This window comes from Burkholderia diffusa (assembly GCF_001718315.1).
In the GTDB taxonomy this organism is placed as follows: Bacteria; Pseudomonadota; Gammaproteobacteria; order Burkholderiales; family Burkholderiaceae; genus Burkholderia; species Burkholderia diffusa_B.
Map to the genome: position 1 here is coordinate 613,929 of NZ_CP013364.1, position 15,099 is coordinate 629,027.

Sequence of the window (15,099 nt, forward strand, 5' to 3'; positions counted from 1 at the left end):
CATCACACCGACATGCGCGGACGTTGCGCGCGATGAAACGGTCGCTCGTCGCGGCGCTGTGCATGGGCTGCGCAACGATGACGGCAGGCGCGGAGGCCGTCCCCGCGCCGCCCGGCGAGGTGATTGCGCATAGCCGCGCGGCGACGCGCGTGTATCTCGGCTCGCCGTCGCTGGCCGTGCTGCCGAACGGCGACTACGTCGCGAGCTTCGATACGTTCGGCTCCGCCTCGGCGCAAAACCGGGTGTCCGTGTTCACGTCGCACGACAAAGGCGCAACGTGGTCGCGGCTCGGCGACGTGCCGGACCAGTACTGGTCGTCGCTGTTCGTGCTCAACGGCGCACTGTACCTGATGGGCACCAACCGCTCGATGGGCACGCCGACGATTCGCCGTTCCGACGACGGCGGCGCGACGTGGACCACGCCGGTCGACGCGTCGACCGGGCTGCTGCCATATCGTGGGCGCTTCATCACCGGGCCGGTGCCGATCCTCGTCGATCGCGGACGCGTCTGGCGCGCGTACGAAAGCGTCGAGGACGGCGACCTGCGCGCGCTGGTGATGTCCGCGCCCGTCGATCGCGATTTACTCGACGCGCGCAACTGGCGTGTGTCCACGCATCTGCCGTCGGACAAGCGTTGGCTCGACGGCAGGTTCCAGTCGTGGGAAGAAGGCAACGTGGTCGGCAGGCCGGGTACGACGCCGGCCGTCATGCTGCGCGTGAACACCGAGAACGGCCCCGAGAAGGCCGCGCTGGTGGCAACGAACGACGACGGCCGCACGCTGTCGTTCGACCCTGCGCGCGATTTCGTCGACCTGCCGGGCGCCGGCAAGAAGTTCACGATTCGCTTTGATCCGCAGTCGCAGCAATACTGGACGATCACGAACGCAGTCCCGAAAAGCGTGGGACGGATGAACCTCGAGCGCGTCCGCAATACGCTTGTGCTCCTGTCGTCGCCGGATCTTCGGCAGTGGACGGCGCGGCGCGTGCTGGTACAGCACGCCGACACGAAACGGCACGGTTTCCAGTACGTTGACTGGCAATTCGACGGCAGCGATCTCGTCGCGGTCCTGCGTGTCGCGTTCGACGACCCGGAAGGTGGTGCCACAAGCCAGCACGATTCGAATTTCGTCACGTTCCTGCGGGTGCGTCGGTTCCGCCAGGACGCCACGTCGAGTGCATTGACGCAAAGCCTCCAATAGCCGGGGCCGGCACGTCTCCCGCGCGACGCGGCGGGAGACGCGCCTCCTTCACTTCTTGAACACGCCGACGACGTCGCCGCCGTCAACCACCAACAACGCACCGATGCGCTGCTGCTGCATCAGCAGCAACGCATCCTCGACGCGCGTGCCAGGCCGTACCGTCGACGGCTCGATCGACATCATGTCGGCCGCCGTTCGCCGCAGCACACCGTCGCCGTGCCGCTCGATCGCGCGGCGGATATCGCCATCGGTCACGATGCCCCAGCCGGTGTCGCGCCTCACGATCGCGAGCCCAAGCCGGCCGCGCGTCATCGCGTCCAGCACGTCGAGCGTCGACATGTCCTCCGTCACGAACGGCAGGTTTCCGCGCGCCATTTCGTCGTCGACCGTCGACAGCAGCCGACGGCCGAGCGAGCCACCCGGATGGAAGCGCGCGAAGTGTTCCGGCTGGAAGCCGCGCGCCCGCATCAGCGTGACCGCCAGCGCATCGCCCATCGCGAGCGTCGCCGTCGTCGACGCCGTCGGCGCGAGCTGCAGCGGGCACGCCTCGCGTTCGACGCCGATGTCGAGATGGATCCGCGCGGCGCTCGCGAGCGTCGATGCAGGATTGCCGGTCAGCGCGATCAGATCGTTGCCGTTGCTGCGCAGGAACGGAATCAGCTTGATCACCTCGTCCGTTTCGCCCGAATTCGAGATCGCGAGAAACGTGTCGTCCGGCGTCACCATGCCGAGATCGCCGTGATAGGCCTCGCCCGGATGCATGAAGAAGGCGGGCGTGCCGGTGCTCGACAGCGTCGCGGCGATCTTCCTGCCGACGATGCCGGACTTGCCCATGCCGCACACGACGACGCGTCCGCTCGACGCGAGGATGATCTCGACGGCTTCCTCGAAATTCGCGTCGAGCCGCGCGGCCACGCCGGCCAATGCCCGCGACTCGATCTCGAAGACCTGCCGGGCGGATTCAATGTGGTTCTGTCGCATCATGGGTTTGCCGTTTGAGAAGGGAGACGACACGGGCGACGTCGTCGGGCGTATCGACGCCGGCGGGCGGCACATCGGGCCAGCGCATCACGTCGATCGGCATGCCGAGCCAGAGCGCGCGCAACTGCTCGAGCTTCTCCAGCTGCTCGAGCTCGCACGGCGCGGCGCTCGCCAGCGCCTGCAGGGTCGCGTTCACGTAGCCGTACAGGCCGATGTGCCGCAGGAACATGCGTTGAGTCGATCCATTCGAATCGTCCGGGCCCGCCGGCCGTCCATCGCGACAGAACGGGATCGCCGCGCGCGAGAAGTACAGTGCGCGGCCCCGGTGGTCGGTGACGAGCTTGACGATGGCCGGCTCCTCGAGCAGAGCAGCATCCCCGATCGGGCAAGCGGCCGTCGCGACCCCGAGGTCCGGCGCATCGCGGCAGAAGCCTGCGAACGCCTTCAGGAGCGCGGTCGGCACGAGCGGTTCGTCGCCCTGCACGTTGAGCACCGCATCGGTGCCCGGCCAGCCGAACATGCGCGCGACTTCCGCCGCGCGGTCGGTGCCGGACGCGTGACCGGCATCCGTCATTGCGAAGCGGATGCCGCGCGCGTCGAGCGCATCGGCGATGCGTACGTCGTCGATCGCGACGACGATGTCGGTATCGGGCAACGCGCGGCGCACGCGCGCGTGCACGCGAACGATCATCGGTTCGCCGTCCAGATCGACGAGCGGCTTGCCCGGCAATCGCGTCGAGCCGTACCGCGCCGGAATCACGACGCGCACGCGCCGCCTGTTATTGAACGATGTCATGACCGCTCCATTGTTCGAGCAACGGCCGGTACGCGTCGTCGAGCGACAGCCCGGCATCGGTCAACAGATGCTCGGCCACCTCGCGCGCGACACCCCGGCCGCCGGCCGTGCGCGCGACGTGGTCGACGCGCGCGCGGACCAACCGATGCGCATCGGCTGGCGCATACGACACGCCGACGCGCTCGATGACCGCGAGATCGTTCACGTCGTCGCCGACATAGGCGATCTCGTGATCGTCGACCCGTTGCCGCGCCTTGATGTCCGCGTAGCCGGCACCCTTGTCGTCGCAGCCGCTGACGAGCACGTCGACGCCGAGCTGCGTCGCGCGCCACGCCAGCGCGCCGCTGTGCTTGCCCGACAGGATGCCGGTACGGATCCCGTGCGCGCGCAGCAGCGCGACCGCGACACCGTCGTGCGCGTGAAAGCTCTTCATGAACTCGCCTTCGGCCGTGACGTGCAGCAGGCCGTCGGTCAACACGCCGTCGACGTCGAACAGCACCAGCCGCACCGGCCCGCGATACATCGCGCCGCTCACCGGATATCGAGCGGCGGCAGCCGCTTGACCAGATCGTCCACCGCCTTCACCTGCTGCAGGAACGCGTCGAGCAGCGCGAGCGGAAGCGCGCTCGGCCCGTCGCAGCGCGCGCGATCGGGATCGGGATGCGCTTCGAGGAACAGCCCGGCCAGCCCGACCGCCATCCCGGCACGCGCGAGATCGAGCACCTGCCGCCGCCGGCCGCCCGACGCGGCGCCGCGCGGATCGCGCATCTGCAGGCTGTGCGTGACGTCGAAGATCACCGGGCAGTCGCCAGTCGCGTCGCGCATTTGGCGAAAGCCCAGCATGTCGACGACGAGATTGTCATAACCAAACGACGCGCCGCGCTCGCACAGGATCACCCGGTCGTTGCCGGCTTCGCGGCACTTCGACACGACGTGCTCGATCTGCGTCGGGCTCATGAACTGCGGCTTCTTGATGTTGATCGCATTGCCGGTTTGCGCGATCGCGACCACAAGGTCCGTCTGGCGTGCGAGGAACGCCGGCACCTGAAGCACGTCGACGACCTGCGAGACCGGTGCGGCCTGCCACACTTCATGCACGTCGGTGATCACGGGCACGCCGAACCGGCGCTTGACCTCGCCGAAAATCCTCAGCCCCTCGTCGAATCCGACGCCGCGATACGAATGGATCGACGAACGGTTGGCCTTGTCGAACGACGCCTTGAACACCAGCGGAATGCCGAGACGGCGCGTAACCTCGACGAACGTATTGCAGACGTCGAGCGTGAAGTCGAGGCTTTCGAGCACGTTGAGGCCGCCGAAGAGCACGAACGGCAGGTTGTTGCCGACGGTGACGTCCGGCGTGATGGTGACATTCATAGGTTTCTCCACGAAATTGAGGCGGCGCTCGGCGCGTTGCGCGGCGGCGAATGCCGCACGATCGCGCCGGTCGAGCGCAGCCGGATGCGAGTGTCAGCGAGCTGCCCATGCAGCATAGAGCGGCGCGAGCTCGTCGAACAAGCGGTCCTCGCCGAAGCGCTGCCGCGCCTCGTGGCTCGCCCTCCGGGCCAGTTCGCCCCGCAGCGCATCGTCGCCGGCCAGACGCTCCAGCCATGCGACCGCATCGGCCGCGGTCGCGTAGATCACGCCCGTCTGCAGGTGGCGCACGACATCCACGTTGCCGGCGCAACCGGATACGATGACGGGCCGGCCGGCCAGCATCGCCTCAATCACCGACACCGGCATGCCTTCCCACGACGACGTCGACAGGTAGATGTCGGCGTGTGCGAGTCGCCGCGCGACCTCGTCGCGTGGCAACCATCCGGTCACCTCGACGCCCGCTTCGGCCAGCCGCGCCTTGGCTGCATCGTCGCCGTCGCCGATCCAGACGAAGTGCGTGCCACGCGCGCGCATGCCGTGTGCGATCCGCGCGAACAGCTCGGGATTCTTTTGCGCACGGATGCCACCGACGGTCACCACGCACGGCGGGCGGTTCGGCGGCCCCTCCGGCTCGCCCGGCTGCGAGGACGAAAGCGTGGCGCTCACCGCATTCTCGACCACCACCACCGGCTGACGAAGCCATGCGCGGATCGCGCGGCCTTCGCTCTCGGAGCACGCGACGTACAGGCATTTCCTGACGCACGCGATCCATTCGAGGCCGACGAACGCCAGGCGCTTCACGCCCGAGATATCGCGGCGCATGAACGAGATGCAGTGCGGGCTGTAGAAGAACGCCGCCTTCGGCAACGCGAACAACGTCGACAGACGCCCGAGGAACCCCGCGAACGACGAGTGCAGGTGCACGGCGTCCGGGCCGATCTCGTTGAGCGCCGCGCGCAGCCGGCCGACGGTCCGCAGCAGGCCCGCGCCTTTCATCTGCACGTGGCGCAGTGATACGCGCGCGTCGAACATCGCGGCAAGACCCGGGGGCGTATCCGGCCGCACCGAGTAGACGACATGCACGTCGTGCCCTTCGCGAGCGAGGCGGTTCGCGATCAGGCACACCATCGACAACGTGCCCGTGGCGCTGGATTCGACTATGTGGACGATCTTCATCTGGATCCGTTCCGTGAGGGATGAGCCGTCGCACACCGACGGCGAATGACATCGTCAGACACCCGCCCCGCGCCCCGCGGCCGCGTCGATATACGCAAGCACGCCCGAACGTTCGATCACGCGCCCCCATTCGAGCGATTTCATCACCGACGGGTCGGGACGGGTCGCGCGGATCCGCGACAGCGGAAACAGTTCGTCGAAGATCGTCGCGCCGGTGACGTGGCACTGGATTCCCAGTTCATGCGCAGTGCGTACGTTCGACGGTGCGTCGTTGCAAACGATCTTCTTGCCGAGCGACGCGTATTCGAGCAGCTTCGTCGGTGTCTGAAAGCAATGCGGCCGGTGATACGGGAAGAAGCACACCGCGTATTCGCTGTCGCGGACGATCCGCAGCGCATCGGGCTGGGGCAGGCGGCCGACGAAACGGACGCCCGGCGTATCCGCGAATGCCTCGCGGATGGCGGGCTCCGGGTTGCCGACCAGCACGAGCGTGTCCGATTCGTCACGCCGTGCGTCGCGGTAAGCAGCAAGCACCTTGTGAAAACCGCGCTCGCGGCTCATCTCGCCGATATAGCAGAACCGTCCGGACGGTAACGGCGCGGCATCGGCGCCATCGGCATCCAAGTCGGTCCGATCGAAGATCCAGTCCGGCACGCCCATCGGCAACAGCAACGAACGCACGCCGTCACGAAACGCCATCGCGTCGCGCATCCGCTCGTTCTGGAAAATCCGCAGGTCGGGCCGCACGTTCAGCACCCGCTTCACACGGTCCTTGACGGCCGCGAGCCGGCCGACAGACAGCGATCGATAATCGTGAATCACGAACCGGGCGGGCGGCAGTGTGCGATAGAAACCCATGATGCACCACAGGATGCACACGTCCCGATCGGGAAATTGCGCATACGCATCGAGATCGCCATCGAACACCTCGAATCCGTGCGTTTTCAGGCGGTGGCCGTAGGCGGCGATCTCGGGGTAGTTCGCCTTGCCGGGATGCAGAATGAACACTTTCATTTGGGTTCCTGTCCATTGTCGAGAATGCGCGCCGGGACGCCGACGGCCACGCGACCGTCGGGCACATCGCGCAGCACGACCGCGCCGGCGCCGATCCGCGCGCGGTCGCCGACGCGCACTGCGCCGAGCACAACGCTGTGCACGCCGAACTCGACGTGGTCGCCGATCGTCGGCACACCGCCGAGCGTGCCGTCCTTCAGGATGGTGTTGCCGATGGTCACGCCATGCCGCAGCGTGCAGTAATCGCCGATCACCGCGTAGCCGTTGATCACGAGGCCCGTGCCGTGATAAATCGCGAGCCCCTTGCCGATCTTCGTCTTCGCCGGAATCTCGATGCCCATCAGCCAGTCGCACAGCACGATGTAGAGCAGGATGAGCGGCGCGCCGGCCAGCAGCGTGAACCGGCTCCGGCACGCGAGGTAGTGCACGACGCGATAGAAGATCACCACGCTGCGCGTCTTCACGAACGCGTTGCGGCGGCAGTCTTCGGCGATCGCCTCGGCGGTCTGTCGCAACGAGACGGCCATGTCAGTGCCGCCTCGCGAACACGCGTCGGGCCGCATCGGCGGGGATGCGCGCGGCGCCGAAATAGTCGATGCCGTCGACCAGGAACGAATGGATGTACTTCAACAGCCGCGCGCGATCGAACTCCTTGTAGAAGCACCGGCCGAGCGACACCACGCGCTTGCCGTACAGCATCGCCTCGAGCCCGACCGTCGAATTGATCGTGACGACTGCGTAAGCGTGCCGAATCAGGTCGGTGGTCGACGACGTGACGATCTCGAAGTGATAGGTCTGCTGCAGGCTCACGATTGCGTCAATCTCGGCCGCATCGGTTTCGGCCGGATGCAGCTTCACAAACAGGTCGGCGCTCTCGTTCGCCGCGAACTCGAACGCATGGCGGATCGCGTCGAGATTGCCGACATCCGAGTGCAGCTTGATCTGCGTGTCGCCCGACACCTGCAGCGGCAGGAACACGTAGCGGCAGGTCGCCAGCGTATCGGCCGGCATGAAGACGGCCTGTCGCGGCGCCGGCATGGCGTTGCGCGCGCGCACGCTCGCCAGGCGCCGCCGCGCGACGCCGCCGCTGACCGCCTTCAGCAAGTAGTTGGTGGCCGACGTCGCCTTGCGCGCGAACGACGTCCTGGCCTGCGGCAGCGGCATCTGCTTGTAGCGTTCGTAGGTCGACAGCCAGCGCGCATGCGTGTCCTCGTCGGGCAGCGGCAGCCGATCGATGACCTCGGGGTTGCGGCTGATCGTCGACAGCGCATTGACGCCCAGCGAATCGACAAACAGCTTGCCCGGCAGATTCGAGATCTCGATGAAGCGGGTCGCCACGCCGTGCACCGCACAGGCCTGCCGCACCGTTCGGCATACCAGCTGCTGCCCGTTCCACATCACGCACTGCTCGACATGCAGGCCGCGCAGCACTTCCGACGCGATGTGGAAAATCGCCGCCGACTCGCGCTGCGCGCGCGCCTCGGTCATCTGCCCGTTCAGCACCTCGATCGACAATTGATACGGCGTGCGGTCTGCCGGCTGACCATCGGGCACGTCGATCGGCATCAGCCGGTTCAGGTACACCGAGCGGAACCCGCCCAATAGCAGGCCGAGATGTGCGACGGGTTCGCTCGTCAGGAACGCGAACTCGTATTCGTGCCGGACCGCGTTCACCAGGCGGGTGGCGAAGTAGTAACGCTCGAGGGAATCGATGACTATCAGGATCATGGTGTGCTCGTTCGTCGTATCGGCGATCTCACGCCAACGCCCGGGACCGGGACAGGTTCGTGTCGAGTACGCGGTACGTCAGCGCGATGCCGGCCGCCATCAGCACCGCGCCGGTCAGCGAAAAAATCTGTACGCTCGTCGGGGCCGACAGGTTCATCAGCCGCGCGATGCCCAGCGCGCCGGCAAGACACACGCCGCAGGTCAGCTGGAACAGGAAGTCGATGCGCTGCGCGCGCGTCGCGAGGAAGATCTGCGACAGCGGCACGTAGATCAGTTGCAGCGCGAACAACGGCATCAGGCTGTGATAGAACCCGACCGAGCCGCGCCAGCTCTCGCCGAAGAACAGATTGACGAGCGGTGCGAACAGCAGCAGCCCGCCCGCCATGTACACGACCGCGAGCGCCGTGAGCGCGCGGGCATAGGTGCTGTACACGCGCGGCACCGTCATGCCCGCATCCGGACGCGCCATCGCGCCGATCGCATCGCGACGGAACACCCCGCCGACGCTCTGCGCGATCAACGACACCGGAAAGAACCCGAGCCGGTAAGCCGCGGCGAAGTAACCAGCGCTCTGCGCATCGAACCAGTGCGGAATCGCGATCGACAGCGCGTAGGTCAGCACCGAAGCGCACAGCGTCGACGGCAGGATATACAGTGCAAAGCGGCGGTTCCTGATGAAAAACCGGCGAGACAGCCGGAACGAATACCCGGCTCGATGGCCGGAGAACAGGATCGCCGCGGCCATCACGATCGAGACCACAGCCGTCACCCATGCGTACAGCGCAAACACGTCGACGTGCCCGCACGCGGGGCATGCGAGCGACAGCACCAGCCCGACGAGAAACGATCCGTTGACGACGACGCGCGACGCCGCAATCCATCCATAGCGCCTGAGGCTGTTCAGGTAGGATCCGGCGGCCAGCTGCACGAACGATGCGAGCGCATAGATCGCGACGAGATAGAGGTCCCCGCGGCCCGAGACGACGATCAGGAAACCGAACGCCGCGATCACGACCAGGCTCAGCGCCGTCACGTTGACGAACGCGTTGAACGACTCGTCCGGCGCATCGTCGACGCACGCGAGCTCGTAGCGGAACGCGAGCAGCGTGCCGACGAAGGTCGCCAGCGCGAGCAGGTAGTTGAAGTGACCGAGCGCCTCGGGCCCGAAGCGCCGTCCGATCACGAAGATGCAGACGAACAGCGCGATCTGTCCGATCACGACGCCGGCCAGCGACACGATCGAATCCCTCGGATTGATCATCCCGCCTCCGTATGCCGCGCGCGACCGGATGCGCGGCTCCGTGCGCCGGCGGCATCACGAGCGTCACACATCTTGCGTCCCGTATTCGTAGGCGACGTAGCGATAACCACCATACTTCGAGCCGTATCCATACTGTCCGAGCCTCGGATTGACGCCGTTGAAGATGACGCCGTTCAGTCGAACGCCGTTCTGCGCAAAGCGCTTCGCGGATTCGCCGATCTCGCCGAGCTTGGTCTTGCCGGCCATCGTGACGAGCAGCGCGGTGCCCGCGAACGCGCCGAGAATGCCGGTGTCCGGCACGGCGAGCACCGGCGCCGAGTCGATCACGACGATGTCGTAACGCGATGCCAGATCGGCGAGCATCGTCGCGAGATTGCGGTTCAGCAACAGTTCCGCGGGGTTCTTCGGCATCGTCCCGGTCGAGATGAAGTCGAGACCTTCGACCACCTCGCGGTGAATCACGTCGTCGGCGCGTGCGCTGCCGGCAATCAGCTCCGTGAAGCCACGGCCGCGCGGGAAGCCGAGATAGTCGTGCAGCCGACCCTTGCGAATGTCGCCGTCGATCAGCAGCACGCGCTTGCCGGCGCTCGCCATCACGACCGCGAGGTTCGATGACAGGAAGGTCTTGCCGACGCCCGGCGCCGGTCCGGCGATCAGCACGATGTTGTTCTTCGCCTCGAGCATTGCGAACTGCAACGCGGTGCGCAGGCTGCGCAGGCACTCGACGGCTGGCTCGTTCGGGAAGTCGATCGAAAGGATCGACTTGTGGCCGCTCTTGCGCGCGGCCTCCTCGGCCAGGTCGTGCTGATGGTCGCTCAGCGGAACCGTCGCGTACACCGCGAGGCCGAGACGGCGCTCGATCTCGTTGTGGTCGGAAATGCCATGGAACAGCATCGAGCGGACGATCGCGGTGCCGCAGCCGGCGAGCAGGCCGAGCAGCAGCGACGCGAGCGCGACGAGGACCTTCTTCGGCCGCACTGCCACTTCCGGCACCGCCGCCGTGTCGACGAGCCGCACGTTACCGGTCTTGCCGGCCTGCACAAGCTGCAGCTGCTGCATGTTGTTGAGCAATGCCGTGTAGAGATCGGTGTTGACCTTCACGTCGAGCATCAGCCGCACGGCTTCCTGCTGCAGGTCCGGCAGGCGCCGGATCTGCTGCTCGGCGGTATTGCGATAACCGTTCAGCGCGGCGATCTGCTCGTCGATCACGGCCACGCTCGGGTGCCGTTCGGTGAAGCGGGACATCAGCTCCTGCCGCTTCTGCTGGAGTTCGAGCAGGCGTGTCTTCGCGTCGGCGGTCTGCGCCAGCGCGAGCTTCGCTTCCTCGGTGAGGTCGACCGTGCCGCGCTCGTTGCGCAGTTTCGTCAGGCGCGCTTCGGAATCGGTCAACTGCTGCTTGAGCTGCGGCAGTTGCGCGGTCAAGAATTCGAGCGACTGCGCGGCCTCCGCCGATTTCCGCTCGATGTTCTGCCGCACGTACTGACGGCCGATCTCGTTCATCGTGTCGCTGACCCATTTTGGATCGGTGTCCTGCAGGCTGGCGACGACGACGTCCGACTGCTTCACGCGCTCCTGCACGTTGAGGCGATCGCGGATATCCTCGATCGTCTTCAGCCGCGAGTTGCGCACCAGCACGAACGCGGCGCCCGGCTTCGCGGCGATCGACGCAACCAGCAACGTGATCGGGCCGCGCGGCGAGCGGAAATGCTCGAGCGTGCCGACCGTGCCCTCCACCGCGGCATCGAAATCTCCGCCTTCGAGCCGATAGCGCTTGCCGCCGAGGCTCGTCAGCGTGAACGCGTCGCCTTCGTTCTTGCGCGGCACGTCGAATCGCGGCACGTCGATGCGCTCGCGACCCCACGCGTAGCCGCCGAAGCCGGCCAGGCCGGGATCGGACAGGCCGTCTGCGTGGCGCGCGATCCAGTCGCCGATCAGCGGAAAGCGCTTCGGCGACGCGTCGATGAACAGGTTGAGCTTGTCGACGGCGCGCTCGACGACGAGGCGCGATGCGAGGATCTGCTGCTCGGCGGCGGCCGAGGACTTGACGTCGAACAACGACGACACGTCGCCCAGCAGCGACTTGGCGGCCGACGTGTCCGGGCTGTCCTCGACCTGGACCATGATGTTGGCTTCGAACACTGGCTTGCCGAGAATCGCGTATGCGAGGCCGGCGACCAGCAGCACGCACGTGATGGTCGCGATCAGCCAACGGCTTTCCAGCAGGATGTCGAGCACCGCGACGAAGTCGGTCTCGCTGCCGTCTTCGGCAGGTTGCTGCGGCGTGGCGGGAGGTTGGGTCATGGCAAGGATAGAAGGCGTATTGGGTTCCAGTGGGGCATCGACCAACGGCCGCTTCAGACGATGCGCAGGCGCTTCGACCACTCGGACACACCGAGCTCGATCAGGCGCGCGCAGCGTTCGAACACGAATCTGGGCTGGCGGTAAGGGTCGTGCACGTCGAAATCCGTGTACTCGCCAAGACGGAATACGCGCCCGCGGACGAACGGAAACTGGTTCTCGAGCGACGTGCGCTGTCGACGGTCCATCACGAGGATCAGGTCGGCGTCGGTACACAACGAACGGCCGATCTGCTGCGCGCGATGCGTCGATACGTCGAAGCCGCGCATCCGCATCACCTCCTGCGCATACGGCGCGGCCGGCATGCCGACCAGCGCGTTCAGGCCGGCGGAGGCGACGCGACGCCCGGGCATGGCCCGGCGCAACATCGCCTCGGCCATCGGACTGCGGCAGATGTTGCCCTCGCAGACGATCAGGATGGATTCCATCATTTGGTCGCGATCGCCGCGGTCAGGCCGGCGTTGATGGCCGGCAGCAGCAGGCTGAGCACGCGGCTGAAGCGAACGAGCCCGTTGCCGTCGACGTACACGACGTCCTTCGGCTTCAGCTGGAACTGATTAGCCAGCACCATCGCGACCGGCGAGCGCGCGTCGAGGTGATAGACCTGCGGCTGCTGGTCCTGCATCCCGCGCACCACGTAGAGCTGCGCGGCGTCGGCCGTGTTCGCATTCAGGCTGCCGGCCTGCGCGATCGCCTCGCTCAGTGTCAGCCGGCCGTTGCGCATCGGCAGCGCCGTCACGGGCTTGTTGACCTCGCCCATCACGAACACGCCGCTCTCGTCGCGCGGCAGCACGCGCACGAGATCGCCGTTGCGCAACACGATCTTCGATGGATTGCGCCCCTGCTCGGCCATCTCGGTCAGGTCGATCCGGCGCTCGACGCCGTCGCGCACCAGCACGATGCGGCTCTGGTCGGCCGCCGCCGAAAAACCGCCGGCCCGCCCGATTGCGTCATACAGCGTCATCGGGATGTCGTTCACGGGTTGCGAACCCGGCGTATGCACTTCGCCCTCGATGTATACCTGCTTCGCGCGGAATGATGCGATACGCACCGTGACCTGCGGATTCCTGAACGTCTTGTCGAGGCGGCGCGTGAGCTGCGTCTGAACCTGCTCGGCCGTCAGCCCCGCGACTGCCAGCCGGCCCGCGAACGGAAACTGCAGCGTGCCATCCTGGTCGACGACGAAACCCGGCGGCGCATCCGCCGCGCGTGGCGCGGCCTGTGCCGGCGCACCGAGCGCCGCCGCAAGTTCGGGGTGGTCCCATACGGTGATCTGCAGCACGTCGCCACGCCCGATGGTGTATGCGTCCGGCGATGCGACGATGTCGCGGGGCTCGCCGTGCGTACTGCGTTCGCTGTCGCGCATGCGCCGGATCAGCGACAGATCGATGTTCGTGACCGGAACCGGCAGCGCGGCGCTTTCTGCCGGCGTGGCGCCGCTTTGCAGCGGAATCGACGCCGGCTGCTGCATGCGCATGCCCGGCGCGATGCCGCAAGCACCGAGCAACGCGCACAGCGGAAGGATCATCACGAGCGGCCCGACCCGCGATGGCCGGCGCGGCGCGCACCCGCGCGCCAACTCCATTTGACGCAACCTCTGCATTACAACCTCGCACTTTTTTAATTTGAAATTGCTCCGGTCGCCCCGCGTCGTGTCGACCACGAGTACAGCACCCCTGTCGAGACCGGACATGCCTTCCACCACTGCTTGCTGCCGAACTCCCACGCGCACGTCCGTTGCGACGGATGTGCGCGCGGCAGCGGCTAATACGCACCCGACCCGCGCACCACCACGTTGATCGTGCGGAACAAGATGCCGATGTCGCGGCGCAGCGACCATTCGCGCACGTAGGACACGTCGAGCGACACACGCGTCGAATAGTCGGTGTCGTTGCGGCCGCTGACTTGCCAGAGGCCGGTCATGCCGGGTTTCGCCATCAGGTAGTAGCGCACGTCGTCGCCGTAGCGTTCGAGCTCGGCCTCGACGATCGGGCGCGGCCCGACCAGGCTCATGTCGCCCTTCAGCACGTTCAGCAGCTGCGGCAGTTCGTCGAGACTCGTCTTGCGAAGCAGACGGCCGATCGGCGTGATGCGAACGTCGTTCTTCAGCTTGAATTCGCGATCCCATTCCGCGCGCGCGTCGGCGTCGCGTTCCAGCAGCGCCTTGAGCACCGCGTCGGCATTCGTCACCATTGAGCGGAACTTCAGGCACTTGAACCGGCGGCCGTTGCGGCCGACGCGCTCGTGCCCGAAGATCGCCGGGCCGCCATCGCGCCGCACCGTCCATGCAATGCCCAGCAATACCGGCGCCAGCATGACGAGCAGCAGCGACGCGCCAACCAGGTCGAAGCCGCGCTTGACCATCCGCTTGATGCGCCCGACCGTCCGGAGGCCGATCTCGCGCTGGCCGCGCAGGTCCGCATGCGTGATGGCTGCCGCACGGACCTGCTCGCCCGCGCGCTCGATCATTCCGAAGATCGCGAGCGTCAGCGCGCGGAACGCGATCAGGCCGATTCCGCTCGCGAGCGTCCAGTACACGAACCACTCGCTCGACAGCACGTGCGCACGGTGCAGCACGTAAAGCAGCGCAGTGCTCATGCCTTGCACGACGATCCATGCGAGCACCGTGCGGCCGAGCACATGCAGCGCCGATCGCGTGCGCGCGGCCTCATAGATGCCGCAGGCGGGAAACACCGACAACGCCAGCGCGGCGGCGAAGGCGACGAGCGCACCGTCGAACAGGGTCCCGCGCGCACCGCCGGTGGCGCCGATCAGCGCGGGAATGAACGCGCCCAGCACGATCAGCCCGATATCGGTCGCTCGATTGATCAACGAATTCATTGATATGAACTCCTAATTCATCATCCAACATCCGTTCGCGGTGCAGTGGTGCATCACGCCTGCCACGCATGTCGTCCGGGGCGTATGCCCGCTCTCGCCGGTGGGCATGCCGCGACTCCGGCGCATCACGATCCGGCCTGATGCGATGCGCTCGTCACGCGGCACGCTCGTTGCGATACCGTTGCTTCAACGTTTCCGCAGCGCATCATATTCGTCGCGGTTCGCGCTTTTATCGCTTGCGTCCGAATTCGCCTTGTTGATGGCGGAACAAATCAAGGCCGATTAACAGAGCGAATTATTCGACGCATTTCACGAATTAAACGATGCATTTTCCATGCACGAATAACCGGCATGCGCGACGGTTCATG

The 15,099-nt window shown here is 66.5% G+C and carries 14 protein-coding genes; 1 reads left to right on the top strand and 13 read right to left on the bottom strand.

The features are described 5' to 3' along the window. The first annotated feature begins 62 nt into the window (after positions 1-62). Positions 63-1,199 (top strand): sialidase family protein, encoded by a 1,137-nt coding sequence (locus WI26_RS29395; RefSeq protein WP_420480799.1) that lies wholly within the window; start codon positions 63-65, stop codon positions 1,197-1,199. Between the two features lie 48 nt (positions 1,200-1,247). Here WI26_RS29395 and WI26_RS29400 read toward each other — a convergent pair whose 3' ends face one another. From WI26_RS29400 to WI26_RS29460, 13 genes are all read right to left on the bottom strand, one after another. Beyond that, the gene (locus WI26_RS29400; RefSeq protein ID WP_059510591.1) at positions 1,248-2,183 is read right to left on the bottom strand and encodes a KpsF/GutQ family sugar-phosphate isomerase; all 936 of its coding nucleotides are present in this window, start codon (positions 2,181-2,183) and stop codon (positions 1,248-1,250) included. After that, positions 2,161-2,976 (bottom strand): 3-deoxy-manno-octulosonate cytidylyltransferase, encoded by an 816-nt coding sequence (kdsB, locus tag WI26_RS29405; RefSeq protein WP_069228169.1) that lies wholly within the window; start codon positions 2,974-2,976, stop codon positions 2,161-2,163. The genes WI26_RS29400 and kdsB overlap by 23 nt, the downstream gene beginning before the upstream one ends. Further along, on the bottom strand, positions 2,960-3,499 hold the full coding sequence (locus WI26_RS29410; protein ID WP_155624047.1) for a KdsC family phosphatase: 540 nt from the start codon (positions 3,497-3,499) through the stop codon (positions 2,960-2,962). The genes kdsB and WI26_RS29410 overlap by 17 nt, the downstream gene beginning before the upstream one ends. A gap of 8 nt (positions 3,500-3,507) precedes the next feature. Further along, positions 3,508-4,353 carry a 3-deoxy-8-phosphooctulonate synthase gene (gene kdsA, locus WI26_RS29415; protein WP_069228170.1) on the bottom strand — a complete coding sequence of 282 codons (846 nt, stop codon included), beginning with the start codon at positions 4,351-4,353 and terminating at the stop codon, positions 3,508-3,510. Between the two features lie 93 nt (positions 4,354-4,446). Further along, a complete protein-coding gene (locus WI26_RS29420) occupies positions 4,447-5,529 on the bottom strand; it encodes a glycosyltransferase (RefSeq protein WP_069228171.1) in 1,083 nt (360 codons plus the stop codon). Positions 5,530-5,583: 54 nt separating this feature from the next. After that, a complete protein-coding gene (locus tag WI26_RS29425) occupies positions 5,584-6,543 on the bottom strand; it encodes a glycosyltransferase (protein ID WP_069228172.1) in 960 nt (319 codons plus the stop codon). Next, the gene (locus WI26_RS29430) at positions 6,540-7,070 is read right to left on the bottom strand and encodes a serine O-acetyltransferase (protein WP_059913960.1); all 531 of its coding nucleotides are present in this window, start codon (positions 7,068-7,070) and stop codon (positions 6,540-6,542) included. Before WI26_RS29430 ends, WI26_RS29425 begins: the two co-directional genes overlap by 4 nt. Before the next feature lies 1 nt (position 7,071). Then, a complete protein-coding gene (locus WI26_RS29435) occupies positions 7,072-8,271 on the bottom strand; it encodes a capsular biosynthesis protein (RefSeq protein WP_069228173.1) in 1,200 nt (399 codons plus the stop codon). A 28-nt stretch (positions 8,272-8,299) separates the two neighbouring features. Beyond that, positions 8,300-9,532 carry a lipopolysaccharide biosynthesis protein gene (locus WI26_RS29440; RefSeq protein ID WP_069228174.1) on the bottom strand — a complete coding sequence of 411 codons (1,233 nt, stop codon included), beginning with the start codon at positions 9,530-9,532 and terminating at the stop codon, positions 8,300-8,302. 63 nt (positions 9,533-9,595) lie between these two features. Continuing rightward, positions 9,596-11,833: a polysaccharide biosynthesis tyrosine autokinase gene (locus tag WI26_RS29445; RefSeq protein ID WP_069228175.1), complete on the bottom strand. Its 2,238-nt coding sequence runs from the start codon at positions 11,831-11,833 to the stop codon at positions 9,596-9,598. Between the two features lie 53 nt (positions 11,834-11,886). Then, complete coding sequence (locus WI26_RS29450) at positions 11,887-12,321, bottom strand: low molecular weight protein-tyrosine-phosphatase (protein WP_059510581.1); 435 nt, start codon at positions 12,319-12,321, stop codon at positions 11,887-11,889. Next, the gene (locus WI26_RS29455) at positions 12,318-13,493 is read right to left on the bottom strand and encodes a polysaccharide biosynthesis/export family protein (RefSeq protein WP_069228176.1); all 1,176 of its coding nucleotides are present in this window, start codon (positions 13,491-13,493) and stop codon (positions 12,318-12,320) included. The genes WI26_RS29450 and WI26_RS29455 overlap by 4 nt, the downstream gene beginning before the upstream one ends. A gap of 161 nt (positions 13,494-13,654) precedes the next feature. Continuing rightward, the gene (locus WI26_RS29460) at positions 13,655-14,731 is read right to left on the bottom strand and encodes a sugar transferase (protein WP_059510579.1); all 1,077 of its coding nucleotides are present in this window, start codon (positions 14,729-14,731) and stop codon (positions 13,655-13,657) included. Positions 14,732-15,099 lie beyond the last annotated feature (368 nt).

Coding starts and splice junctions, on each gene's coding strand:
- WI26_RS29450 (WP_059510581.1), bottom strand. CDS start 12,321: ATGATGGAATCCATCCTGATCGTCTGCGAGGGCAACATCTGCCGCAGT.
- WI26_RS29435 (WP_069228173.1), bottom strand. CDS start 8,271: ATGATCCTGATAGTCATCGATTCCCTCGAGCGTTACTACTTCGCCACC.
- WI26_RS29420 (WP_069228171.1), bottom strand. CDS start 5,529: ATGAAGATCGTCCACATAGTCGAATCCAGCGCCACGGGCACGTTGTCG.
- WI26_RS29400 (WP_059510591.1), bottom strand. CDS start 2,183: ATGATGCGACAGAACCACATTGAATCCGCCCGGCAGGTCTTCGAGATC.
- WI26_RS29425 (WP_069228172.1), bottom strand. CDS start 6,543: ATGAAAGTGTTCATTCTGCATCCCGGCAAGGCGAACTACCCCGAGATC.
- WI26_RS29395 (WP_420480799.1), top strand. CDS start 63: ATGGGCTGCGCAACGATGACGGCAGGCGCGGAGGCCGTCCCCGCGCCG.
- WI26_RS29460 (WP_059510579.1), bottom strand. CDS start 14,731: ATGAATTCGTTGATCAATCGAGCGACCGATATCGGGCTGATCGTGCTG.
- WI26_RS29455 (WP_069228176.1), bottom strand. CDS start 13,493: ATGCAGAGGTTGCGTCAAATGGAGTTGGCGCGCGGGTGCGCGCCGCGC.
- WI26_RS29440 (WP_069228174.1), bottom strand. CDS start 9,532: ATGATCAATCCGAGGGATTCGATCGTGTCGCTGGCCGGCGTCGTGATC.
- kdsA (WP_069228170.1), bottom strand. CDS start 4,353: ATGAATGTCACCATCACGCCGGACGTCACCGTCGGCAACAACCTGCCG.
- WI26_RS29430 (WP_059913960.1), bottom strand. CDS start 7,070: ATGGCCGTCTCGTTGCGACAGACCGCCGAGGCGATCGCCGAAGACTGC.
- kdsB (WP_069228169.1), bottom strand. CDS start 2,976: ATGACATCGTTCAATAACAGGCGGCGCGTGCGCGTCGTGATTCCGGCG.
- WI26_RS29410 (WP_155624047.1), bottom strand. CDS start 3,499: ATGTATCGCGGGCCGGTGCGGCTGGTGCTGTTCGACGTCGACGGCGTG.
- WI26_RS29445 (WP_069228175.1), bottom strand. CDS start 11,833: ATGACCCAACCTCCCGCCACGCCGCAGCAACCTGCCGAAGACGGCAGC.